Here is a 22352-nt window from a genome sequence, read left to right as displayed (position 1 = left end):
ATTGCGATTTTTACATCGCTCCCTATATAGCCAGCGACTTCGCGGGCGCCAGCAGGCGGAGCGCGTTTTGGCCCAATTCTGCAAGGTTTCCGATGCCCTCAGTCATCTTTCCCGGCCCCGAAGGCCGTCTTGAAGGTCGTTTCTCTCCGCCGCCGCGCCCGCGCGCGCCTGTGGCCATGATCCTGCATCCGCATCCCGAAGGCGGCGGCACGATGAACGACCGGATCGTGCAGCGCATGTACAAGACCTTTGCCGATCGCGGTTTCGCGACGCTGCGCTTCAATTTTCGCGGCGTGGGCCGCAGCCAGGGCAGCTTCGACAACGGCATTGGCGAACTGAGCGACGCGGCATCCGCGCTCGACTGGGTTCAGTCGATCCACCCCGAAGCGCAATCGACCTGGGTCGCAGGCTACAGCTTCGGCGCGCTGATCGGCATGCAATTGCTGATGCGTCGCCCGGAAGTGCGCGGCTTCATCTCCGTGGCACCGCCTGCCAACATGTATGACTTCAGTTTCCTCGCCCCCTGCCCCGCTTCGGGCATTTTCATCCAGGGCGCGGCGGACACTGTGGTGCAGCCCAATGCCGTGCAGAAGCTGGTCGACAAGCTGCGCACGCAGAAGCACATCACCATCCATCACGAGGAAATCCCGCGCGCCAACCACTTCTTCGAGAACGAACTCGAAGACCTGATGGCCTCGGTCGACAATTACCTCGATTTCCGGCTCAACCCGGACTGCCCCATAAAATAATTCGGCCTCAAGCGCCGGCGCTCGCGTCCGCTCGCTTGGCTATCCTCGCTCATGCGACCTAAAGGTTGCGTCGCTGCGGGCGCGCGGTCGCGCTTGCGGCTGCTACGCAGCCGGTTTCCGTGATCGACTGAGTTCACAGGCCCATGCCCGCAGCAAAGGTCCTGATCTGCAACGCGAAACTTCTTGCCTGATATATGTAATGTTGTAACATTATGTTTGCAGAGTCGCCTTCGCAACAGAGCACAAATGCCATTTGGCGGCCCGCAGGAAGAGAGGAGCCGCATATGGCATTCGCAGACCAGACAAGCTTCAGGCAGCGCAGCGCGGGGCTCGCGGGCGCATTGATCATTCCAGGCGCGCTGGGCGCGCTGCTCATAACCGGGCTGGCCGTGACCCAGATCGTGACCGAGCCCGAACCGCCGCCGCTGGTCGGCACGACTATCCCGCTGCCACCCCCGCCTCCGCCCGAGCCCGATCAGGCGAGGAAGGAAGCCAAGACCACTTCCACGAAAGTGGTCACGCCGATCCCGCCGAAGGGTCAGCTGAAAAGCAATGTCGAGCTGGATGGCACCACCCTGCTTCCTCCGCTTGGGGGCGAGGTCGAAACCTTGGTGCTGCCCCCGCTGGACGGCATTGGCGATTCGACCGGCCCGACTTTCACATCGGGCCGCGCCACGCCTCGCAACGACCCCGGCAGCTGGGTCACAACCGGCGACTACAGGACCAGCTGGATCAACCGCGAGTTGACCGGGACTGCGAAGTTCGACCTTGCGATTGCACCCAGCGGCCGGGTCACTTCCTGCCGCATCACGCAGTCGACCGGGCATGACGTGCTCGACCAAGCCGCTTGCAGGCTGATTGCGCAGCGGGCGCGCTTCGAACCGGCAACCGACAACACCGGCAAATCCGTGGCCGGAACCTATTCGAGCTCGATCCGCTGGGTCTTGCCCGATTGATACGGAGCGGGAGCTAGTCTCCCGCTTCCTTCTGCACCCGGTCGAGCGGCGCTTCGCCGCTCTCATCGGGCAGCGTCCAGATCAGCACATTCACGATAGCGATTGCTGCCAGCAGCAACATCAAGAACGGCTGCTTGGCCGGCACGCCGCGACGCCACAACACGAAGGCTCCAAGGATCAGCGCACCCGCCGCCAGCATCACGATCGAAAGAACCATATTCATACTTGGCACTTGCTCCCTTGCCCCGCGCGTTAGGCGAATTGGCCGCTGCGCGAAACCGGAATTCCGGCTCCGGCAGATGGTCGATTGACACGTGAATTGCTCCCGATAACAGGAGCAAATGACTCAGCCGACATTCTCGCTCACACGCCGCGATGCCCTGAAGGGGATCGGCGGCGCCTCGCTCATCGCCTTGCTTCCAGCATGCCGCATGGCGCCCGCTTCAGAGCTCGCGCCCGATGCGATGCTCGACCAGATCGCCTACAATTTGCTTGGCCATGAACCCGAGCGGGCCACCGGCCTCGGCGTCGACACGGGCGATTTTGCCGCGCTGCGCGCCAAGCTGAGCGACAAGACGCCGGACGGGCTGGCGCGCTACGCCGCCGCGCTCGAAACCGACCTGGAAGCGGTGCGCGCCTATCCGCGAGAAGGCATGACGGCGGACCAGCTGACCGGCTTCGACGTGGTCGAAAGCGCCTATTCCACCGCGGTCGAGGGCTTCGCCCTACCCTATGGCGATGTCGCCGTGGGTAGCTGGCGCAACGCGCCCTACGTCGTGATCCAGAACGTCGGCGCCTATATCGACATGCCGCGCTTCATGGATTCGACCCAGCCGGTCCGCGATGCAAGCGACGTCGAAGCCTATGTCGCGCGGATCGAAGCCTTTCCGGCGCAGCTCGACGGCGAACTGGTGCGCATGCAGCAGGCCCGCGCGATGGGCCTCGTTCCGCCCGACTTCCTGCTCGACAAGGCGATCGCCCAGATGGAGCAGAGCGTCGCCAGTGCCGAGGCGACCTATCGCACTCCCCTGGAACGCAGCGAAATCGAAGCCGCCAAAGCAGCCGCCGAGCGGACCGGCGCGATCGTGCGCGACAGCGTGGTTCCTGCACTCGAACGCCAGCTCGCCGAGCTCAAGTCCCTGCGCGGCGAAGCCAAGGGCGATGCAGGGATGTGGGCGCAACCGCGCGGCGACGAATGGTACGCCTGGGCCATCAAGGCATCGACCACCACCAGCATGTCACCCGACGAAATCCACGAGCAGGGCCTGGCTGAGCTGGAAGAGCTCCATGGCCGGATGGACCCGATCCTGAAGGAAATCGGCTATACCACCGGCACCGTCGGGGAGCGGATGCAGGCGCTGAGCGAAGACCCGCGCTACAAATTTGCCGAGGGCGATCCCGGCCGCAAGCAGATCTTCGACTTCATCGACGAGCGGCTGGCGTGGATCAAGGCGCAGATGCCGCGCGCCTTCAACACGCTGGTCGATCCGAACATGGAGGTCCGCCGGATCCCAGTGATCGAGGAAGCCGGAGCTCCGGGTGCCTATGGCGGTTCGGGCAGCAAGGACGGCACGATCCCCGGGCGATTCTGGATCAATTTGCGCAGCACCGATCTACACCGCAAATATGACCTTGCCGATCTTACCTATCACGAAGCGATCCCCGGCCATGTCTGGGAAGGCGAATATTCGAACCGCCTGCCACTGATCCGCTCGATCCTCGCCTTTGGCGCGTTCAGCGAAGGCTGGGCGCTCTATGGCGAGCAACTCGCGGACGAACTCGGCGCCTATGACGACTTCAAGGTCGGGCGGCTGGGCTATTTGCAATCGCTCGCCTTCCGCGCCTGCCGCCTGGTGGTCGACACCGGCCTGCACCACAAGCGCTGGACGCGCGAGGAAGCGCGCCGCTTCTTCGTCGAGCGCAATGGTTCGAAGGAAGAGGAAGTCGCCAGCGAAGTCGATCGCTATTGCAGCTGGCCGGGCCAGGCGTGCAGCTACAAGATCGGGCATAGCGAGATCGTGCGCCAACGCAGCCGGGCACAGCAGGAGCTGGGCGCGGCCTATGACCTCAAGGCATTCGACGATGCGGTGATCCTGGGCGGGAATTCCCCGCTCGATGTGCTCGCCAAGAATGTCGACCGTTATATTGCGGGAACTAAGACCTAGTCACCTGTCCTTATTCCACTATAGTTGAAAAGGGGGCGTCGCGTCATGTTGCTACGCCTAAAAAGGTGTGGTCAGCTTATGTTTACCAAGTCGGTTCTTAAGTGGATTTTGGTTTCCGCAAGTTTTTTGGCCGCACCTGCGCATGCCGATTGGCACATGGCCTCAAGCGATCATTTCGTCATCTATGCCGATGACAGCGCCAAGGATCTCGCAAAATTCGCCGAGATGCTCGAACGCTATCATGCGGCGATGGCCCATGTGACCAACAAGTCGAGCGCCGCGCCCAGCCCTTCCAACCGAGTAACGATTTTCGCGGTCGGGTCGGTGCGCGACCTGCAGGAACTGGCAGGAGGCAACTCGCGCTACCTGCAAGGGTTCTACCTGCCCCGCGCAGGCGCATCGCGCGCTTTCGTGCAGGACGTGCGACCCAACGGCCGAAATCCCGATGGCTCGCTGCGCGTGCTGCTTCACGAATATGCCCATCACTACCTGATTTCGACCAACAGCTTTGCAATGCCGCGCTGGCTCAGCGAAGGCTCGGCGGAATTCTTCGCGTCCGCCACTTTCGAAGATAATGGCCGCGTGATGATCGGCCGGCCGGCACTCCACCGTGGATATGAGCTTGCCTATGCGGATGACGTGGCCGTCCGCGAATTGTTCGACGCCGGACTCTATGATGCCAAGAAGCGCACCCGGTATGACGCATTCTATGGCCGAAGCTGGCTGCTCTATCACTACCTGGTGTTCTCTGAGGAGCGCGCAGGCCAGTTCGGCCAATACTGGCTGCAGCTTATCCAGGGAACCCCGTCACTCAAAGCCGCGGAACTGGCTTTCGGTGATCTCGACGTGCTCGAGAAGGACCTCGACAAATACCTGCGCTCGCGCAGGATGACGGCATTCAACATTCCTGGCGAACTGCTGCCGATCGGGAAAGTTACGGTTTCGAAGCTCAGCGAAGGCAAGGCCGCCATGATGCCAGTGATCATTCGCTCCCAACGGGGGTGAACGATGAAACGGCGCAAGAACTGCTCCCCGAAGCTCGCAGGATTGCGGCGCCGTTTCCTGACGATGCCGATGTTCTCGCCGCTCTGGCGGAGGCAGAATACGATGCAGGAAACGACAGCGAAGCCATCGCCGCTGCCGATCGCGCGCTTGCAATCGATCCGGCCACCAAGCATGCGCTTGTCCAGAAGGGATACGCGCTGTTTCGCAAGGCAGTCGACGAATCGGATCGTACGGCAGCCTATGAGGCAGCGATGAAGCCCTTCCTCGCGCTCAACAAGCTCGAGACCGATCACCCCTTGCCACTGATCTACTTCCATCGCAGCTTGGCCGAGCAGGGGATTCCCCTCACGGAATCGGCCCGCCATGCGCTTGAGCGTGCAGCCGAACTTGCTCCCTTCGACCAGTCGCTAAAATTCAACGCCGCGCTGATGCAGGCTGAAGAGGGCAAGGTGCAGATTGCCCGGCAAACCCTGGCGCCCGTCGCATTTGACCCACATGGCAGCTCGCTCGCGCGGCAAGCGGGGCGACTTATGGCTGCGCTTGAAGATGCACCCGAAGGCACGCCGTTCGATGCCTATGGGTTCCTGGCCCGGACAGCCACGGTGGAAGAACTAACAGGCGAAGATCCCGGCGCTGCAGTGCCCGGAGAAATCTGAGGCTGCTTGCCGCTTACGGGTTGTCTCCAACCGCGTTCGCAAATTCCATCAGCGAGCCTTCGCCTCCGATCTGCTTGACGATTTCGGACAGCACATCTGTGTCGAGCCCGGTATTGGCCGATGCGAGTTCGACCGTATCGCCCTGCATCTGGTGCGCATGCGCGAGCGCGGCGATGGCCTTTTCCGCCATGTCCGCATCTATCCCGACTTGCGCTGCCAGGTTCCTTACGTCGTCTGGCGCCCCAAGGATCGCCTTAAGTATCCCGTCAAACAGGCTCATGTCTCAACCTCCTCCGGTTCAACAATCAGAGCAGGATGACAGCAGCTTATGTCATAAAAAAGGCCCCGTTCCCGGTCGGGAACGGGGCCTCTCCTCTCCCCTCGCCGATATGGTTCAGGCGGCGACCACTCCATGCGGAGCCGCCTCGCGCACGCCCTGGTCAACATGCGCTTCGAATTGAGCAAAATTATCGATGAACAGGCGCACCAGCTTTTCTGCGGTGCGATCGTATTCAGCCTTGTCTTCCCAGGTCGAACGCGGATCGAGGATCGCGCTGTCCACGCCGGGTACGCTGACCGGGACATCGAAGCCGAAATTCGGATCCTTGCGGAATTCCGCATTGTTGAGGCTGCCGTCGAGCGCGGCATTGAGCAGCGCGCGCGTCGCCTTGATCGGCATGCGGCTGCCCACGCCATACTTGCCGCCGGTCCAGCCGGTGTTGACCAGCCAGCAGGCGACGCCGCCCTTGGCGATGCGTTCCTTGAGCAGGTTGCCGTAGATGCTGGGATGGCGCGGCATGAAGGGCGCGCCAAAGCAGGTGCTGAAGGTCGCTTCAGGCTCGGTCACGCCGATTTCGGTGCCAGCGACCTTGGCGGTGTAGCCCGACAGGAAGTGGTACATCGCCTGGTCGGGCGTGAGCCGCGCGATCGGAGGCAGCACGCCGAAAGCATCTGCGGTCAGCATGATGACATTGCTCGGCACCGGACCAAGGTTCTCAGCCGAAGTATTGGGAATGAAGTCGATCGGGTAAGCGCCGCGGGTGTTCTCGGCGAGCGAATTGTCGTCGAGATCAAGTTCGCGCGTCTCCGGGTCCATCACCACGTTTTCGAGCACAGTGCCGAAACGGCGGGTGGTGGCGTAGATTTCCGGTTCGGCTTCTTCCGAAAGGCGGATCATCTTGGCGTAGCAACCGCCTTCGAAATTGAAGACCGCCGTATCCGACCAGCCATGCTCGTCATCGCCGATCAGCGTGCGGCTGGCATCGGCCGACAGCGTCGTCTTGCCGGTGCCCGACAGTCCGAAGAACACCGCCGTCTTGCCGTCGGAGCCGATGTTGGCCGAACAGTGCATCGGCATGACGCCCTTGGTCGGCAGCAGGTAATTGAGGATGCCGAACACGCTCTTCTTCATCTCGCCAGCATATTTGGTGCCGCCGATCAGGATCAGCTTTTCGCTGAAATTGACCGCGATCACCGTTTCGCTGCGGCAACCGTGACGTTCGGGGTCCGCGCGGAAGCTCGGCAGGTCGATGATGGTGTATTCGGGCGCAAAATCGGTCAGCTGGTCAGCCGTGGGGCGCACCAGCAGCGTGCGGATGAACAGATTGTGCCAGGCCAGTTCGTTGATCACGCGCACATTGACGCGGTGCTCCGGCTGCGAACCGCCGAACAGGTCGGCGACGTAGAGAGTCTGCTTTTCCTTCAGCGCAGCGAGGAAATCGGCCTTGAGCGCGGCGAAGTGTTCGGGCGACATCTCGACATTGACCTTGCCCCACCACACGCTGTTCTCGGTCTCGCCGTCGCGGACGATGTACTTGTCCTTGGCGCTGCGGCCAGTGTGCGCCCCGGTCTTCACCACCAGCGCGCCGTAACGCGACAGCTCGCCTTCGCCATTGCCGAGCGCATGCTCGACCAGCTGGGGCGTGCCAAGATTGGCGTGAATTGTTGCGGAGGTTTCAATACCCTGGCTGGAAAGAGGAAGGGCAAGCGAAATGGGCACGCGTATCTCCTGGATTTTACCGGTTCGCCCACGTGGGGCACATCCCTCAGCGCTCGTACCGACGCATCGCGGATACATCTGTGCATACGAATGCGTGGATTCGGAATCGCCCTCTAAACTCCGCCGCCCCGCCCGTCAAACGACGAGGCGGAAACTACCAATTTAGCGGTATGGAACTGCGGCGACTCGTTGTTTCGCGGCGCGCAAACCGCTAGTCGGTGATACGCAATCACGATGAAGGGACCGGCAATGGTCGAGCCGACAGGCGATCCGGCGGATAAAAGCGGAGAAACTGTGATCGCGCTGGTCGATGATGATCGCAACATCCTCACCACCGTGTCGATCGCGCTGCAATCCGAAGGTTTCGTTACGCGCGTCTATTCGGACGGGGAAACCGCACTCAAGTCACTGATCGACAACCCTCCCGACCTTGCGGTGTTCGATATCAAGATGCCCAAGATGGACGGGATGGAATTGCTGCGACATGTGCGCGCGCATTCCGACCTGCCGGTGATTTTCCTGACCAGCAAGGACGACGAGGCAGACGAAGAGGCCGGGCTTGAGCTCGGCGCGGATGATTATATTGCCAAGCCCTTCAGCCTGCGGCTTCTGACGGCCCGGATCCGTGCAATCCTGCGGCGGGCGGATGCGGGGCTGCATTCGGGTTCAAACGAAACCGGAGAGTCCGAGGCGGCCACTTCCTCGATCGCGCGTGGGAAGCTGTTCATGGACCCGGCGCGGCACCAGGTCACATGGGGCGGGCAGCCCGTGTCCCTCACCGTGACCGAATTCCTGATACTGGAGGCTCTCGCGGCGCGCCCGGGCGTGATCAAGAGCCGCAACCAGCTGATGGACGCGGCCTATCCCGACGATGTGTTCGTCGATGATCGAACGGTCGACAGCCATATCAAGCGGATGCGTCGCAAGTTCCGGCAGGTAGATCCCGACTTCTCGGCGATCGATACGCTCTACGGCGCGGGATACAGCTTCACCGATGGCTGACGGCGACGGCAAATCACTGACAGACGGCACGATCGGCCCGCTGGGCTGGAGCGCAAGGCTGCCGCTGACCTCGCGCATCCTGGTGGTGAACATACTGCCGCTGGCGTTGCTGGGCGGTGGGATCTTCTATCTCGACTCCTATCGTACGCAGCTCCTCAACGAGCGCTACAAGCTTGCCCGCATCGAAGCGCAGATCACCGCCGAAGCGCTCGCCGGCGCGTCGCGCTCGCGGCAGGAAGCGCTGCTAGTCCAGATCGGCAAGGAACAGCGGATGCGGCTGCGCATGTTCGATGCCGAAGGTCGCCTCTGGGCAGACAGCTTCGCGCTCGACCAGCCGGCCTTCGTGCTCGATGTGCCGGGCGACGAGACCTTTGCGGAGGACTTCGCCCGCGCGCTGGATCGCGGCGTGGACACGATCGTAGGCGCCGATCCCATCCCCGACTATTTCGAGCCGGAGGATTCGTCGGCCGATGCATGGCCCGAACTGCGCCGCGCGCGCGAGCAAGGCGTTACCCAGATCCAGCTGCGCGACGCGCCCGATGGCAGCCCGGTGATCAATGCTGCGGCGCCTGTGGGGCTCAACGGAGCGACCCTGCTCACCACTCGCAATGCAGTCGACATCACCATGGCCGTGCGTGCAGCGCGCACGACATTGGGTATCGCGGTGCTGCTGGCGCTCGCTGCATCGATCCTGCTTTCGCTGTTCCTCGCGCGCACGATCGTCTCTCCGCTGCGGCTGCTCGCCAATGCTGCGGTGAAGGTTCGCCAGGGCCGCGGGCGCGACGTCGAAGTGCCCCGCCTGCCGGAGCGGCGCGACGAGATCGGCAGGCTCGCACGGGCCGTATCGGACATGACCGGCGCGCTGCGGCAAAGGATCGACGCGGTCGACAGTTTCGCGGCTGACGTCGCGCACGAGATCAAGAACCCGCTGGCATCGCTGCGCAGCGCGATCGAATCGCTGCCGCGCGTCGAAGACCCCGAACTGCGGGGCAAGCTTTTCGACATCGCCACGCATGATGTGCGGCGGATCGACCGGCTGGTCACGGAGATTTCGGACGCCAGCCGTATCGACGCCGAAATGTCGCGTGCCACGCGCGAACGGGTCGACATGGCCAAGCTGGTGGCGGCGATCATCGGTTCGCGCGAGGACCGCGCTGAAAATGCCGATCACCGGATCGTGCTGGCAACTCGCGGGCGCGCTGCTGTGGTGACCGGGGTGGTGCCGCGGCTCGAGCGCGTGATCGAGAACCTGTTCGACAATGCGGTGTCGTTCTCGCCCGCAGACGCACCGATCGAAGTGGGGGTCGCCAGCGACGGCCAGCGCGTCACGTTGACAGTTTGCGATGCGGGGCCCGGCATTCCGGAGGATTCGCGCGAGAAAGTGTTCGAACGCTTCCATTCGGTGCGGCCAGAGGCAGAGGATTTTGGCAACCACTCGGGCCTGGGTCTCGCCATAGCCCGAGCCATCGCCGAGGCGCATGACGGCACGCTCTCAGCGGACGCACGCCCTGACGGGAAGCCCGGGGCATGTCTCAGGCTCGAACTTCCGGCCGCGCCATGATCCCGGCCGATCTTCTGGTCCAGGCCACAGCCGTTGCAATCGGCGGCCGTGCGCTGCTTCTTGAAGGGGCGCCGGGCAGCGGCAAATCGAGCCTCGCTCTGGCTTTGATCGATCGCGGCGCGCAATTGATCGGGGACGACGGGGTCCGGCTTCTTCGCGAAGGCGATTCAGTAGCCGCCTCGCCGCCGCCCAACATCGCCGGCAAGCTCGAAATCCGCGGTGTCGGCATCGTCGACCTGCCCACTACAAGCGCACCGCTCGCGCTGATACTGACGCTCGAGGCCGAAGCGCCGCGCTTCCCGGACCCGGTCGAAACACGCGACGTCCTGGGGTTGGCAATCCCGCTCCTGCGGTTCCGCCCCGGCGATGCGATACAAGCCCTGCGCGCAGAATGGGCCTTGCTTGTGCATGGCCTGGCTCCGTCAGAGTACTGATCGAGTGCGGTTGCGCTTTGCCCCTTCCCATGGCTCGCGGCTCGCGCGACAATGCGCCGCATGAGCGACCCGCAAAGCACTGCCTCGCCGCCGACTGGCGCTCCCACCCGCCAGCGGATCCTGCTAGTCACCGGAATGCTCGGCGCGGGCAAGTCGACTGCGCTGCACGTGCTCGAAGATCTCGGCTGGGAGACGGTCGATAATTTGCCGGTCCGCCTGCTCGAACCCATGATCACCGCGCCGGATGCGCGGCCGGGGCGGCTGGCGATCGGCTTCGATTCGCGCACGCGCGGTTTCGTGCCGCAGGATGTCATCAAGCTGGTTGCCCGGCTGGGCGAGCGCGAAGACATCTCGATCTCGACCATGTTCATGGATTGCTCGACCCAGGAACTCGAGCGCCGCTACAACGAGACCCGCCGCCGACACCCGATGGCGGAAGGCCGACCGCTGCCCGAAGGCATCAGGGCCGAACGCGACCTGCTCGACCCGCTGCGGCGCTGGGCCGATGTGGTGATCGATACCAGCGATTTCGCGATCAACGATCTGCAGCAGCATATCCGCGACCTCTTCGCCGATGGGCCGGGCGGGCCGATGACGGTGACCGTGTCGAGCTTCGGCTTTGCGCGCGGCACACCGCCCCTCGCCGATCTCGTGTTCGACATGCGGTTTCTCGACAATCCGCATTGGGTCGAAGATCTGCGCCCGCTCACCGGGCTCGACGAGCCGGTTGCCGCGCATATCCGCAAGGATCCCGGCTTCGGCGAAAGCTTCGAACGCATCCTTGGCCTGCTCACCACCCTGCTCCCGCGCTACCGGGCCCAGGGCAAGGGCTATGTCCACATCGCCTTCGGCTGCACCGGAGGCAAGCACCGCTCGGTATTCACCGCGGAACAGATTGCCCAAGGCTTGCGCGATGCGGGATTTTCGCCCACTGTCCGCCACCGCAATCTGGGATCGCGCACGACCGACGAAATCGAAGGAATGAAGCGTTGAATACCTGGAAGGAACAACACGGCGTCGCGCCGCAGGAATGAACGGACCTGGCACTTTCTCATGATCGGTATGATCCTGGTCACCCATGGCCAATTGGCAGAGCACTTCGTCGATGCGATGGAGCACGTCGTCGGTCCGCAACAGGCGATCGCCACGATTTGCATCGGCCCCAATGACGACATGGAGCGGCGGCGCAAGGACATTGCGGACGCCATCGCGCGAGTCGATGAGGGCCAGGGCGTGATCGTGCTGACCGACTTGTTCGGAGGCACCCCGTCGAACCTCGCCATCTCGCTGCTCGACCGCGGGCATGTCGAAGTGATCGCGGGGATCAATTTGCCCATGCTGATCCGCCTTGCGGGCGCGCGCAAGTCGATGGGCGTGGTCGATGCAGTGGCCGCAGCCAAGCAGGCCGGGCGCAATTACATCACCGTCGCAAGCGAGTTCCTGGGCGAAAGCCCCGCGCAGGAGAACGCGAAAGCGTGAGCGAACTCCGGCGGTCCCTCACCATCGTCAACAAGCGCGGGCTGCACGCGCGCGCCAGTGCCAAATTCGTCGGCGCTGTTGCGACTCTTCCCGGCAATACGCAGGTACGCGTGGCGAAAGACGGGCACGAGGCAGCGGGCGGATCGATCCTGGGCCTGATGATGCTGGGCGCGGCCAAGGGCGACGAGATCGAACTGATCGTGGCGGGCGACAATGCCGAGACGGTTTTTGCCGATCTCTGCGCGATGATCGAAGACGGATTCGGCGAAGAGTGAGCCCGCAGCCTGAACGCCGCCAGATCACCGGCTTTTCCAATCCCACGGTAAAATATTTGCGCTCATTGCGCGAAAAGAAGCACCGCAAGGCGGCTGGCAAATTCCTTGCCGAAGGTCTGCGGCTGCTGACCGACGCGCGCGAATGCGGGCATTTGCCCGAAATGCTGGTGATGGCGAGCGGACGCGGTCCGCATCCCCTGCTCGACACGCTCGAACGCGAAGTTCTGGCGGCGGGTGGAGACGTGATCGAGACTTCGCCCGACATCCTTTCGAAGATCACCGGCAAGGCAAACCCGCAGGCGGTGGCGGGCGTTTTCGCCGAATTCGACACGTCACTCGCCGCGCTAAACCGCGGCAAGGCGAAAATCTGGCTGGTGGCGCAGGCGCTGCGCGATCCCGGCAACCTTGGCACCATGCTGCGCACCGGCGACGCCGTGGGCGCTGGCGGGCTGATCCTGATCGACGATTGCGCCGATCCCTTCAGCGTCGAGGCGGTGCGCGCCAGCATGGGCGCGATCTTCACCCAGCACGTCGCACAAGCGCGGTGGGAGGAATTCCTGCCGTGGCTGCGCTCGGGCGAGGGCCAATTGGTCGCCGCTTCGCTGCGCGACGCAGTGCCCTATCGCGCTGCGCCCTATCAGACGCCCTGCTACATCCTCGTCGGCAATGAGTCGCAGGGCCTGCCCGAGGAATATGAGATGGCATGCGATTTGCGCGTCACCATGCCGATGATGGGGCGTGCGGATTCGCTCAACGCGGCGGTCGCCGGCGCGGTGCTGGCTTACGAGGTGTTAGCGGCGCTCGACAGCTGAGGCTGGCAATTGCGCCGCGCGGTTACTTGCCCTTTGGCTTCGCGTGTTTCGGCTTGCGGGTTGGCTTGCGCGCCTGATCGTGCGCCGCGCCTGCATTCCGGTGCTTACCCTTGTCGCCGCCCTTGTGGAAGGGCTTGGCCTTGACGTGCGGCTTGACCGCGCCTTCGTGCCTTGAAGGCTGGCCCTTGCGATGGCTGCGCGCGGCCTCGCGCGGGCCGCCGTCCGACCGTTCGATCAGGATGCTTTCCTCGTCGCCATCAGCGCCCGCCGTACGCATGGCCGCCGCGCCGAATTTCTCGGCAATCGCTTGCGGGATCTGGAAATAGGTCTCCATCGGGCCGATGCGGATCGCGCCGATCTCGTTGCGGGTGATATGCCCGCGGCGGCACAGCAGCGGCAGGATCCAGCGCGGATCGGCATTCTGGCGCCGGCCGATGTCCATGCGGAACCAGACCACGTCTTCGAAACCGGGCCGATGGCGCTCCTGTTGCGCAGCGCGACGCGCTTCGGGGGTGTTCGCGGCAATGTCTTCGGGCTCGGGCATTTTCGAACGGTGCGCCTGGACTAGCATGGCTGCGATCTCTTGCGGCGACTTCTCGGCCAGCAGGCGTTCGGCCAGTTCGCTATCGCCCTCGTCCACTTCGACCGGGCGCAGCAACACGTCAAGCAGCCGCTCGCGATCCTTCGCCTTGATCGCCTCGCGATCGGGCACGTCGGTCCATTGCGCTTCGATCCGCGCGCGCCGCAGCATTTCCTCGACGCGCCTGCGCCGCGAAAACGGCACGATCAGCACAGCAGTGCCCTTTTTCCCAGCACGCCCGGTGCGCCCCGAACGGTGCTGCAAGGTTTCGGCATCGCGCGGAATTTCGACATGGACGACAAGGCTCAGCGTCGGCAGGTCGATCCCTCGCGCGGCAACGTCGGTGGCGACGCACACCCGCGCACGCCGGTCGCGCAGCGCCTGCAAGGCCTGGTTGCGTTCCGACTGCGAATGTTCGCCCGACAGCGCCACTACCGCAAAGCCGCGCTCCTGCAGGGTGGCGTGCAAGTGCCGCACGTTGTCGCGTGTGGCGCAGAACAGAATCGCCGTTTCAGCCTCATGGAAACGCAGCAGATTGACCACCGCGTTTTCGATCTCCGGGGGAGAGACCGTGACCGCCTGATAGGCGATATCGCCATGGCCGCGCTGGTCGCTGATCGTGGCGATGCGCAGGGCGTCATGCTGGTAGCGGCGCGCAAGCGCTTCGATCGGGCGCGGCATGGTGGCCGAGAACAGCAGCGTACGGCGCGTTTCGGGGGTCGCGTCGAGAATTTCCTCGAGCTCTTCGCGAAAACCCATGTCGAGCATCTCGTCAGCTTCGTCGAGCACGACGGCGGCGAGCGCCGAGAGGTCGAGCGCGCCGCGTTCGCGATGGTCGCGCAAGCGCCCCGGCGTACCGACGACGATCGTGGCACCAGCCCGCAGAACCTTGCGTTCCTGCGACGGGTTCATGCCGCCGACGCATGTCGCGATCCGCGCCCCGGCACCACGATAGAGCCACGCCAGCTCCCGGCTGACCTGAAGCGCTAGTTCGCGGGTTGGTGCGATCACCAGCGCCAGCGGCGAAGGCGCGCCGCGCACGGCACCCGAGGCGTCGAGCAATTCGCCCGCCATGGCAAGGCCGAAGGCGACCGTCTTGCCAGATCCGGTCTGCGCCGAAACGACGAGGTCGCGGCCAAGCGCTTCCGGCTGGAGGACGGCCGCCTGCACAGGCGTGGCGGATTCGTAATTCCGTTCGGCCAGCGCGGCTTTGAGGCTCGAAGGAAGGTCAGCAAAGGTCATGGACATAAACTCATAAGGGAAATGCGCGCCGGAGCGCGGCGAGCGGCAAGATAGGGCCGGTCAGATTTCGAAAGTGTACAGGCGGGACGTAACCGTTCCCGCAATTGTTGCGCTGCCCCATAGGCGCGCGAATCGGTTTTGGCTTGTGAAAAATGTCCGGCGGGCAACACGGCGCCTTCGCGGCGGCTCGGCTATTCCGCCGCTTCCTACGATCCGTCGGTCAGCAAATCGTCGCTGGTATAGCGTGGCGCGGCTTCGACCAGCGGCACTTCCTCGATCTCGGCCTTGCCGATTTCGATGCCCTTTTCCGCTAGCCTCTTGCCCGACGAAAGCACATTGCGTTCGAAGCTGCCGACGAACTTGTTGTAATTGTTGACTGCGGTTTCGAGCCCCCCGCCCACGCGCTTGAGGTGGTCCGCCGCAACGCGAAGCCGGTCGTAAAGCTCCGCACCCATCTTGCCGATTTCCTGCGCTTCGCGCGCCAGCCCGTCCTGCCGCCACACCTGCGCCACCGTGCGCGCGATCGCGACAAGGTTGGTCGGCGTCGCCAGCAGCACCCTCTTGTCGAAGGCGAAGTTCCACAGTTCGGGATCGTGTTCGAGCGCGGCGGCGACGAAATGCTCGCCCGGCACAAACATCACGACATAGTCGGGCGCTTCCTTGAACTGGCTCTGGTAGCTCTTTGCGCCGAGCGTCTGCACATGATTGCGCATCGAGCGGACATGGTCTGCCAGTGCGGCATCGCGCGCCGTATCATTGTCGGCCTCGAAGGCCTCCTGGTAGGCGTTGAGCGAAACCTTGGAATCGATCACCAGCACCTTGCCGCCAGGGATACGGACGATCGCGTCAGGGCGCAGCCGCCCGTCTTCGGTATCGATCGAATGCTCCATCATGAAATCGGTGTGTTCGGCGAGGCCGCACTGTTCAAGCAGGTTCTGCAGCGCCCGCTCTCCCCAGCGCCCGCGCGCCTTGGGCGCATTGGTGAGCGAATTGCCCAGCCGCTGCGCTTCGCGGCGGACCTGCTCCTGCCCTTCGCGCATCGACTGGATCAGCCCCGTGAGCTGGCCGAAGGCGTCGACACGCTGCTTCTCCAGGGTTTCAACCTGCTGTTCGTATTGCTTGAGCCGCTCGCCAACGGGGTTGAGCAGCGCCTTGATCTTGGCTTCACCCGCATCCTCGGACTGCTTGAAGCGTTCCTCGGCGCGCTTCAGGAATTCCTCCTGGCTGCGCGACAGGACTTCGCTGCCCAATGCCTTGAACTGCGTAAGCATTTCCTCGCGCGCTTCGCGCATCTGCGCCATCTGCTTGTCGAAATTGGAGGCATTGGCCCTGAGCGTCGCCAGCTCGATCTGCGCTTCGCCCAGCTCGGCCACCGCGCGCTTGAACTCGCTTTCGCGCTCCTCCGCGCGCGCCTTCAACTCGGCAACCGGACGAGCACCGATGAACCAGCCGATCCCCGCCCCGATAGCGAGGCCAAGGACAAGCGCGATAATGGCAAGAAGCGTAGGATCCATCGCGCAACTCTATGCGGAACGGACAGGGAACGCTAGTGCCGAAGCGAGTTTTCCAAAGAAAGCTCGAACCCAGCTCGAAGGCCGGGGTGACGGAAGGCGCGAGAGAACGGCCCGAAGGGCCGCAAGGGCGACTGCCCGTCCGCAGCGATGCGATCTTTGATCGCAATGAGCGAGGAAATCGCACGCCGGATGGCGTGCGCAATCATTATGCCGCCGCGCGGAGCTTCTGCAGCTTCTTCAGCGCCATGCTGCGCTTGAGCCGGCTCAAGTGATCGATGAACAGGATGCCTTCGAGGTGGTCCATCTCGTGCTGGATGCAGGTGGCCATCAGCCCCTCCATCTTTTCCTCGTGATGGTTGCCGTCGAGGTCCTGATAGCGGACTGTGCAGGTCGCCGGGCGATCGACATCGGCATAGATTTCAGGGACCGAGAGGCAGCCTTCCTGGTATGTCGCCAGCTCCTCCGCCGGATCGACGATCACCGGGTTCACGAACACCCGCGGTTCCTTCTTGGTCGCCGGATGGGTGTGCTTGTGGCCGCCGTGATCGCATTCGACCGGCGGTGCATCGGGATCGTCGGGCTGGAGGTCGATCACCAGCAGGCGCAACGGCACGCCCACCTGGATCGCCGCAAGGCCGATGCCGGGCGCGTCATACATCGTCTCGAACATGTCGGCGACGAGGGTCTTGAGCTCATCATCGAACACCGTCACGGGTTCGGACACGACCTTGAGCCGGGGGTCCGGCACTTCCAGGATTTCACGAATAGCCATGGCGCTCATTTAGTGCCCGCCTGCCGCTATCGCAAGCGAGCGTTTCCGATGATTGTGATCGGCTAGCCGACCGGCCTGCGCGCGCGCAGGGCCTGCGCCAGCGTGCCTTCGTCGAGATAGTCGAGCTCGCCGCCCACCGGCAAGCCGTGTGCCAGCTGGGTGATCCGCAGAGGGAAGGCCTCGAGCCGCTCGGCAAGGTAATGCGCGGTGGTCTGCCCCTCCAGCGTGGCGTTCATGGCGAGCACCACCTCGTCGATCCCGCCCTGCTCGACCCGCGAAAGCAGCGCGGCGATGTTGAGATCTTCGGGCCGTACCCCGTCGAGCGCCGAAAGCCGACCGCCCAGCACGTGATAGCGCCCGGTGAACAGCCGCGCACGGTCGAGCGCCCAAAGATCCGCTACGTCTTCCACCACGCACAGCGCCTTCGCGTCGCGGCGCGGATCGGCGCAGATGCCGCAAGGGTTCTTCGTGTCGACATTGCCGCATGTGTCGCATTCGACCAGCGTCTCGCGCACTGCCGAGAGCGCGCCAAGCAGCGCGGGCAACGCCTGTTCGCGGTTCTTCACCAGCCACAGCACCGCGCGCCGTGCGCTGCGCGGGCCAAGCCCGGGCAGCCGAGCCAGCGCATTCGCCAATGTCTCGATCTCTTGCGATGCCATGGGCTTCCACTAACCGTTCGGGCGGAGCTTGTCGAAGCCCTGCACTTTCTTTTTCCCTCGCTCAAAGTAAGGACGACCCTTCGACAGGCTCAGGATGAACAGTTTTTTGTTTCGATGCGCATAATCTTCATGGGAACGCCTGATTTCGCCGTCCCGGCGCTCGAAGCACTGCACGCTGCGGGGCACGAGATCGTGTGCGCCTATACCCAGCCACCGCGCCCGGCGGGCCGGGGCAAGAAGCTGCAACCCTCTCCCGTGCAAGCGGCGGCCGAACGCTTGGGAATCGAAGTGCGCCATCCCGTTTCTCTGAAGAACACCGAGGAGCAGGAGCGGTTCGCGGCATTGGAGGCTAACGTTGCGGTGGTGGCCGCTTACGGCCTGATCCTGCCCCAAGCGATTCTCGACGCGCCGAAGCACGGCTGCCTCAATATCCATGCCTCGATCCTGCCGCGCTGGCGCGGTGCCGCGCCGATCCACCGTGCGGTGATGGCGGGAGACGATGTGACCGGCATCACCATCATGCAGATGGAAGCGGGGCTCGACACCGGCCCCATGCTGGCCAAGGCGACCACGCCGGTTGACCGGAAGACCACCGGCGAACTGACCGCGGAACTGGCGGAACTTGGCGCCAGGCTGATGCTCGAAACACTCGGCAAGCTCAATGGCGTCAGAGCCGAGTCGCAGGACGATGCGCAGGCGAGCTATGCCCCCAAGATCGACAAGGCCGAAGCGCGGATCGACTGGTCGAAACCCGCTGAAGAGATCGAGCGGCTGGCGCGCGGACTCGCGCCATTCCCCGGCGCGTGGTTCGAGCTTGAAGGCACCAATGGGCTGGAACGCGTGAAATTGCTACGCGCCGAACTGGCGGCGGGTTCGGGCGCCCCCGGCGAAGTGCTCGATGAGGATTTCTCCATCGCTTGCGGTTCCGGCGCGATCCGCCCCCTGCGGCTCCAGCGCGCGGGCAAACCGGCGATGGACCGGGCAGAATTCCTGCGCGGGCGTCCATTGACGAAGGGCACGATCCTGCCGTGACCCGCTTCGCGCTCACCCTCGAATTCGACGGCACGCCGTTCCATGGCCTGCAGCGGCAGGCGCACGGCCCCAGCGTGCAGCAGTCGGTCGAGGAAGCGGCGCAGGCCGTAACCGGCGAAAAGGTGACGCTGCACAGCGCGGGCCGCACCGACACCGGGGTCCACGCGCTGGCCATGCGCAGCCATTTCGACATCGGGAAGGAGATTGCTCCCTTCCGGCTCATGGAAGCGCTCAATGCGCATTTGCGGCCAAATCCCATTGCGGTGACCCATTGCGAGATCGTGCCCGACGATTGGCACGCGCGCTTTTCCTGTGTTGGACGAGCTTATGTCTATCGCATCGCCAACCGCCGTGCGCCCTTGACACTCGATCTCAACCGAGCCTGGCAAGTCCCACAAGAACTTGATGAAAAGGCTATGCACCGTGCTGCGCAGACGCTGGTCGGGCTGCACGATTTCACCACCTTCCGATCGGCGCATTGCCAGGCCCAAAGCCCGGTCAAGACGCTCGACCGGCTCGATGTCGAACGAATTGGCGAGGAAGTTCGCATCCACGCCGCAGCACGCAGTTTCCTGCACCATCAGGTGCGCAGCATGGTAGGCTGCCTTGCCCTCGTCGGCATGGGCCGCTGGCGCGAGGAACAACTGGCCGAAGCGCTGGAAGCGCGCGATAGGCAGGAATTGGGCTTGAATGCACCGCCCCACGGCCTCTACTTCGTGAGGGCAATCTATCCAGGAGAGGACACCACGACATGAGCACCACCGGAAAGCAGCTTTTCACCACACTCGAAAGCGATGGCACGCTTACGGTCGCGATCGAGGAAGTGACCTTCCCCGACCCCACGGGCAACCAGGTGCTCGTGAAGATGGAAGCGGCGCCGATCAACCCCTCGGACCTCGCGATCCTGACCGGCGCGGCCGATCTCGAGAATGCCGAATATTCGCACGGCAAATATGTCGCGAACATGCCCGAACCCTTCAACACGGGTTCGAAGGCGCGCCACGGCGCAAAGCTGCCCGCCGGCAATGAAGGCGCAGGCACGGCGGTCGCCACGGGCGACAGCGACATGGCGAAAGCGCTGATGGGTCAGCGCGTCGCATGCGTCCCCGGCAATGCCTACAGCCAGTATTGCATCGCCGACGCGGCGATGTGCCTGCCGCTGGGCGATCATTCCTCGGAAGACGGCGCGAGCGCCTTCGTGAACCCGATGACGGCACTCGGCTTTGTCGAAAATGCCAGGATGGATGGCGCGAAAGCGATCGTCCACACCGCCGCCGCATCGAACCTGGGCCAGATGCTGATCAAGATCTGCCAGGAAGACGAGATCGAGCTGGTCAACATCGTGCGCAAGGCCGAACATGTCGACATGCTCAAGGGCCTTGGCGCGAAATATGTCGTCAACTCTTCCGACGGCAACTTCATGGCGCAATTGCGCGATGCGATCGATGCGACCGACGCTTTCTATGGCTTCGACCCGATCGGCGGCGGGCAAGCGGTCGACAATGTGTTCAAGGCGATGGAGCAGGTCGCGGTCAGCAAGATGACCGAATACAGCCGCTATGGCTCGAACCAGCAGAAGCGCATGTTTATCTATGGCCGGCTCGACCTCGGCCCGACCATCCTCACCCCCAGCTACGGCTTCGGCTGGACGCTGTCGGGCTGGCTGCTCACGCCGTTCCTGCAAATGGCGGGGATGGAAACGATGATGCGGATGCGCAAGCGCGTGCTCGACAACCTCACCACCACTTTCGCCAGCAGCTACAAGCGCCGGGTCAACCTCGAAGAGATGCTGACCAAGGACGCCGTGACCGATTATCGCGCGATGAAGACGGGCGAGAAATATCTCGTCACGCCCTGGAGCTAGACCTCAGCGATTGTCGAATGCAGCCTGGATTGCGGCGGGATCGGTGATCCCGTTCGCGACCAGCAGCATCAGCAGGATCCGCGCCTTGGCCGGGCCGAGTGCGCGAGCAGCGACAAAGCCGTTCTCATCGTCCTCTGGATTGCGGTCGACAAGGCTTTCATCGGTGCGGCTGGCGCGCACGACAACCAGCCCCTCTTGAACTCGGCGAACAAGTTTTTGCCGCACCGGGCCGGGCATGTTGCCTTCGCCCATACCAGCAATCACGATCCCACGCGTCGCATCGCCAACCATGCATGCCAGCGCATCCGGTCGCATCCCGGCATAGACATAAAGTATCGGCACATCCGGCAGTTCATCATGCCATTCGAGCCGCGCCTCCGCATCGCCGCGCCAAGGTGCGCCGAACCAGTCGAGCGAGGATGGCGTCACCAGTGCAACCGATTCGCGCGGGAAACCGCGGAAGGCATCGACGTCGCGCGTGCGCACCTTGCGCACGTCGCGTGCGGCGAACACGCGGTCCCCCATCACCACCAGCACGCCGCGCCCTGCCGCTTCGGAATCGCATGCTACGCGCACCGCATTGGCGAAGTTCCTCAGGCCGTCATACCCAACGGCATCGGCCGGACGCATCGCGCCCACGACCACCACCGGCTTGGTGGCGGGCAGCGTCAGGTCGAGCAGGAAGGCGGTTTCTTCGAGCGTGTCGGTGCCATGCGTCACGATCACGCCGTCGCAATTGTCGTCCGCGAGTGCGCCCATGATCGCCGGATGGAGATCGTTCCACACCGCCGGGCCCATGTCTGCCGAGTCGATATTGGCGATCTGGCGGCCGGAAAGTTCGGCCTCCAGCCCCAGCCCGCCTGCTTGTTCGAGATAATCCTCGATCCGGATCTGGCCCGCGCGATAATCCCTTGCGATCGCGGACCCCGCAATCCCGGCGATGGTGCCGCCCGTGGCAAATACTGAAACCCGTTTGATCATTATGGCGTCCGCCTAAACCTACCGCGAAGCAATGGGCAATTGATTTTGCGCGAAGCCACGCTAGATAGCGCGCTTCTCCGCAGCGAGGCAGCGGGGGCGGTTAGCTCAGTTGGTAGAGCATCTCGTTTACACCGAGAGGGTCGGCGGTTCGAGCCCGTCACCGCCCACCACGCAGTCGCTATTCCCGCTGGATCATTTATCCGGCGGGGTAGCCGACTGGCCTTTATTCGCGACATTTCTGCTAGTTATCGACGTCACGCGCAGCTGCTTCTCGCTGCCTGAGACGGATTTAGTCATCGAACCCAAGGCGCAATTTGCGGCGGATTCTCTACCGGCCAATTTCGTGGTCGGAGGATGCATTGCGGATTTGATGCGGAAATGATGCAAATTCGATGCTCAATCGATGTATTTTCGCTCAATGTATGTTTTGCGCCCTAATAGTTGACGCTTGATCTTGTGCAATCCGCACAAAAAGACCTGCCGTCTATATCTTCTAGGTAGCTGACCAGAGTTGGCCATGTCGTGTGGCACCCTTGGCCTAGGCTCAGGACCCATTAAATCGCTTGCCTTGGCGGCGAAGCCTTGATTCACTCGCGGCACTGAGGAGGTGCTGCG

23 protein-coding genes and 1 tRNA gene are annotated in these 22352 nt (G+C 63.5%); 16 read left to right on the top strand and 8 right to left on the bottom strand.

Features of this window, described 5'->3' with window-relative positions; genetic code table 11:
• Window positions 1–92 precede the first annotated feature (92 nt).
• Window positions 93–749: an alpha/beta hydrolase gene (locus VRS74_RS11715; protein WP_354145410.1), complete on the top strand. Its 657-nt coding sequence runs from the start codon at window positions 93–95 to the stop codon at window positions 747–749.
• Window positions 750–1033: 284 nt separating this feature from the next.
• Entirely contained in the window at window positions 1034–1705 is a 672-nt protein-coding gene (locus VRS74_RS11710) for an energy transducer TonB (protein WP_354145409.1), read from the top strand.
• 13 nt (window positions 1706–1718) lie between these two features.
• Here the strand turns inward: VRS74_RS11710 and VRS74_RS11705 are convergent, their stop codons facing one another.
• Window positions 1719–1928, bottom strand: a complete 210-nt coding sequence (locus tag VRS74_RS11705) for a hypothetical protein (RefSeq protein WP_354145408.1) — start codon at window positions 1926–1928, stop codon at window positions 1719–1721.
• Window positions 1929–2046: 118 nt separating this feature from the next.
• On the opposite strand from VRS74_RS11705, the gene VRS74_RS11700 reads away from it, so the two are divergent.
• The 3 genes from VRS74_RS11700 (at window position 2047) to VRS74_RS11690 (ending at window position 5531) form a co-directional block, all read left to right on the top strand.
• Entirely contained in the window at window positions 2047–3870 is a 1824-nt protein-coding gene (locus tag VRS74_RS11700) for a DUF885 domain-containing protein (RefSeq protein ID WP_354145407.1), read from the top strand.
• Window positions 3871–4026: 156 nt separating this feature from the next.
• The gene (locus VRS74_RS11695) at window positions 4027–4875 is read left to right on the top strand and encodes a hypothetical protein (RefSeq protein WP_354145406.1); all 849 of its coding nucleotides are present in this window, start codon (window positions 4027–4029) and stop codon (window positions 4873–4875) included.
• Window positions 4872–5531: a hypothetical protein gene (locus VRS74_RS11690; RefSeq protein ID WP_354145405.1), complete on the top strand. Its 660-nt coding sequence runs from the start codon at window positions 4872–4874 to the stop codon at window positions 5529–5531. The genes VRS74_RS11695 and VRS74_RS11690 overlap by 4 nt, the downstream gene beginning before the upstream one ends.
• Window positions 5532–5544: 13 nt before the next feature.
• Here VRS74_RS11690 and VRS74_RS11685 read toward each other — a convergent pair whose 3' ends face one another.
• Together VRS74_RS11685 and VRS74_RS11680 are read right to left on the bottom strand one after the other, a co-directional pair.
• Window positions 5545–5811 (bottom strand): hypothetical protein, encoded by a 267-nt coding sequence (locus VRS74_RS11685; RefSeq protein WP_354145404.1) that lies wholly within the window; start codon window positions 5809–5811, stop codon window positions 5545–5547.
• 114 nt (window positions 5812–5925) lie between these two features.
• Window positions 5926–7524 carry a phosphoenolpyruvate carboxykinase gene (locus tag VRS74_RS11680; protein ID WP_435521401.1) on the bottom strand — a complete coding sequence of 533 codons (1599 nt, stop codon included), beginning with the start codon at window positions 7522–7524 and terminating at the stop codon, window positions 5926–5928.
• Window positions 7525–7779: 255 nt separating this feature from the next.
• Between VRS74_RS11680 and VRS74_RS11675 the strand changes: the two genes are divergently transcribed.
• From VRS74_RS11675 to VRS74_RS11645, 7 genes are read left to right on the top strand one after another with little or no spacing between them, the layout of a single operon-like run.
• Complete coding sequence (locus VRS74_RS11675) at window positions 7780–8532, top strand: response regulator (RefSeq protein ID WP_354145402.1); 753 nt, start codon at window positions 7780–7782, stop codon at window positions 8530–8532.
• Window positions 8525–10093: a sensor histidine kinase gene (locus VRS74_RS11670; protein ID WP_354145401.1), complete on the top strand. Its 1569-nt coding sequence runs from the start codon at window positions 8525–8527 to the stop codon at window positions 10091–10093. The genes VRS74_RS11675 and VRS74_RS11670 overlap by 8 nt, the downstream gene beginning before the upstream one ends.
• Complete coding sequence (locus tag VRS74_RS11665) at window positions 10060–10527, top strand: HPr kinase/phosphorylase (RefSeq protein WP_354145400.1); 468 nt, start codon at window positions 10060–10062, stop codon at window positions 10525–10527. The genes VRS74_RS11670 and VRS74_RS11665 overlap by 34 nt, the downstream gene beginning before the upstream one ends.
• Window positions 10528–10587: 60 nt before the next feature.
• Window positions 10588–11520 carry an RNase adapter RapZ gene (gene rapZ, locus VRS74_RS11660; RefSeq protein WP_354145399.1) on the top strand — a complete coding sequence of 311 codons (933 nt, stop codon included), beginning with the start codon at window positions 10588–10590 and terminating at the stop codon, window positions 11518–11520.
• Between the two features lie 60 nt (window positions 11521–11580).
• Window positions 11581–12006, top strand: a complete 426-nt coding sequence (locus VRS74_RS11655; RefSeq protein ID WP_354145398.1) for a PTS sugar transporter subunit IIA — start codon at window positions 11581–11583, stop codon at window positions 12004–12006.
• Window positions 12003–12281: an HPr family phosphocarrier protein gene (locus VRS74_RS11650; RefSeq protein WP_354145397.1), complete on the top strand. Its 279-nt coding sequence runs from the start codon at window positions 12003–12005 to the stop codon at window positions 12279–12281. Before VRS74_RS11655 ends, VRS74_RS11650 begins: the two co-directional genes overlap by 4 nt.
• Complete coding sequence (locus VRS74_RS11645; RefSeq protein ID WP_354145396.1) at window positions 12278–13093, top strand: TrmH family RNA methyltransferase; 816 nt, start codon at window positions 12278–12280, stop codon at window positions 13091–13093. The genes VRS74_RS11650 and VRS74_RS11645 overlap by 4 nt, the downstream gene beginning before the upstream one ends.
• A 22-nt stretch (window positions 13094–13115) precedes the next feature.
• Here VRS74_RS11645 and VRS74_RS11640 read toward each other — a convergent pair whose 3' ends face one another.
• From VRS74_RS11640 to recR, 4 genes are all read right to left on the bottom strand, one after another.
• On the bottom strand, window positions 13116–14915 hold the full coding sequence (locus VRS74_RS11640; protein WP_354145457.1) for a DEAD/DEAH box helicase: 1800 nt from the start codon (window positions 14913–14915) through the stop codon (window positions 13116–13118).
• Window positions 14916–15121: 206 nt separating this feature from the next.
• Window positions 15122–16429: a DNA recombination protein RmuC gene (locus tag VRS74_RS11635; protein WP_354145395.1), complete on the bottom strand. Its 1308-nt coding sequence runs from the start codon at window positions 16427–16429 to the stop codon at window positions 15122–15124.
• Window positions 16430–16634: 205 nt separating this feature from the next.
• On the bottom strand, window positions 16635–17201 hold the full coding sequence (gene def, locus VRS74_RS11630) for a peptide deformylase (protein WP_354145394.1): 567 nt from the start codon (window positions 17199–17201) through the stop codon (window positions 16635–16637).
• A 62-nt stretch (window positions 17202–17263) separates the two neighbouring features.
• The gene (recR, locus tag VRS74_RS11625) at window positions 17264–17860 is read right to left on the bottom strand and encodes a recombination mediator RecR (protein ID WP_354145393.1); all 597 of its coding nucleotides are present in this window, start codon (window positions 17858–17860) and stop codon (window positions 17264–17266) included.
• A 114-nt stretch (window positions 17861–17974) separates the two neighbouring features.
• Here recR and fmt point away from each other — a divergent pair, with 114 nt between their 5' ends.
• The 3 genes from fmt to VRS74_RS11610 are packed head-to-tail and all read left to right on the top strand — an operon-like array spanning window position 17975 to window position 20756.
• Window positions 17975–18892 (top strand): methionyl-tRNA formyltransferase, encoded by a 918-nt coding sequence (fmt, locus tag VRS74_RS11620; protein WP_354145392.1) that lies wholly within the window; start codon window positions 17975–17977, stop codon window positions 18890–18892.
• Entirely contained in the window at window positions 18889–19647 is a 759-nt protein-coding gene (truA, locus tag VRS74_RS11615; RefSeq protein ID WP_354145391.1) for a tRNA pseudouridine(38-40) synthase TruA, read from the top strand. Before fmt ends, truA begins: the two co-directional genes overlap by 4 nt.
• Window positions 19644–20756, top strand: coding sequence for a zinc-binding dehydrogenase (locus VRS74_RS11610; protein ID WP_354145390.1), 1113 nt, complete (start codon window positions 19644–19646; stop codon window positions 20754–20756). The genes truA and VRS74_RS11610 overlap by 4 nt, the downstream gene beginning before the upstream one ends.
• A gap of 3 nt (window positions 20757–20759) precedes the next feature.
• On the opposite strand, the gene VRS74_RS11605 is transcribed toward VRS74_RS11610, so the two are convergent.
• Window positions 20760–21737, bottom strand: a complete 978-nt coding sequence (locus tag VRS74_RS11605; RefSeq protein ID WP_354145389.1) for an asparaginase — start codon at window positions 21735–21737, stop codon at window positions 20760–20762.
• A 94-nt stretch (window positions 21738–21831) separates the two neighbouring features.
• Here VRS74_RS11605 and VRS74_RS11600 point away from each other — a divergent pair.
• Window positions 21832–21907 (top strand) — tRNA-Val (locus tag VRS74_RS11600).
• The last annotated feature ends 445 nt before the right edge of the window (window positions 21908–22352 follow it).

The organism is Altererythrobacter litoralis (assembly GCF_036324225.1).
Lineage (GTDB): Bacteria > Pseudomonadota > Alphaproteobacteria > Sphingomonadales > Sphingomonadaceae > Erythrobacter > Erythrobacter litoralis_A.
Note: the sequence above shows the minus strand (reverse complement) of the source record. Positions and strands in the feature narration are given on the sequence as shown.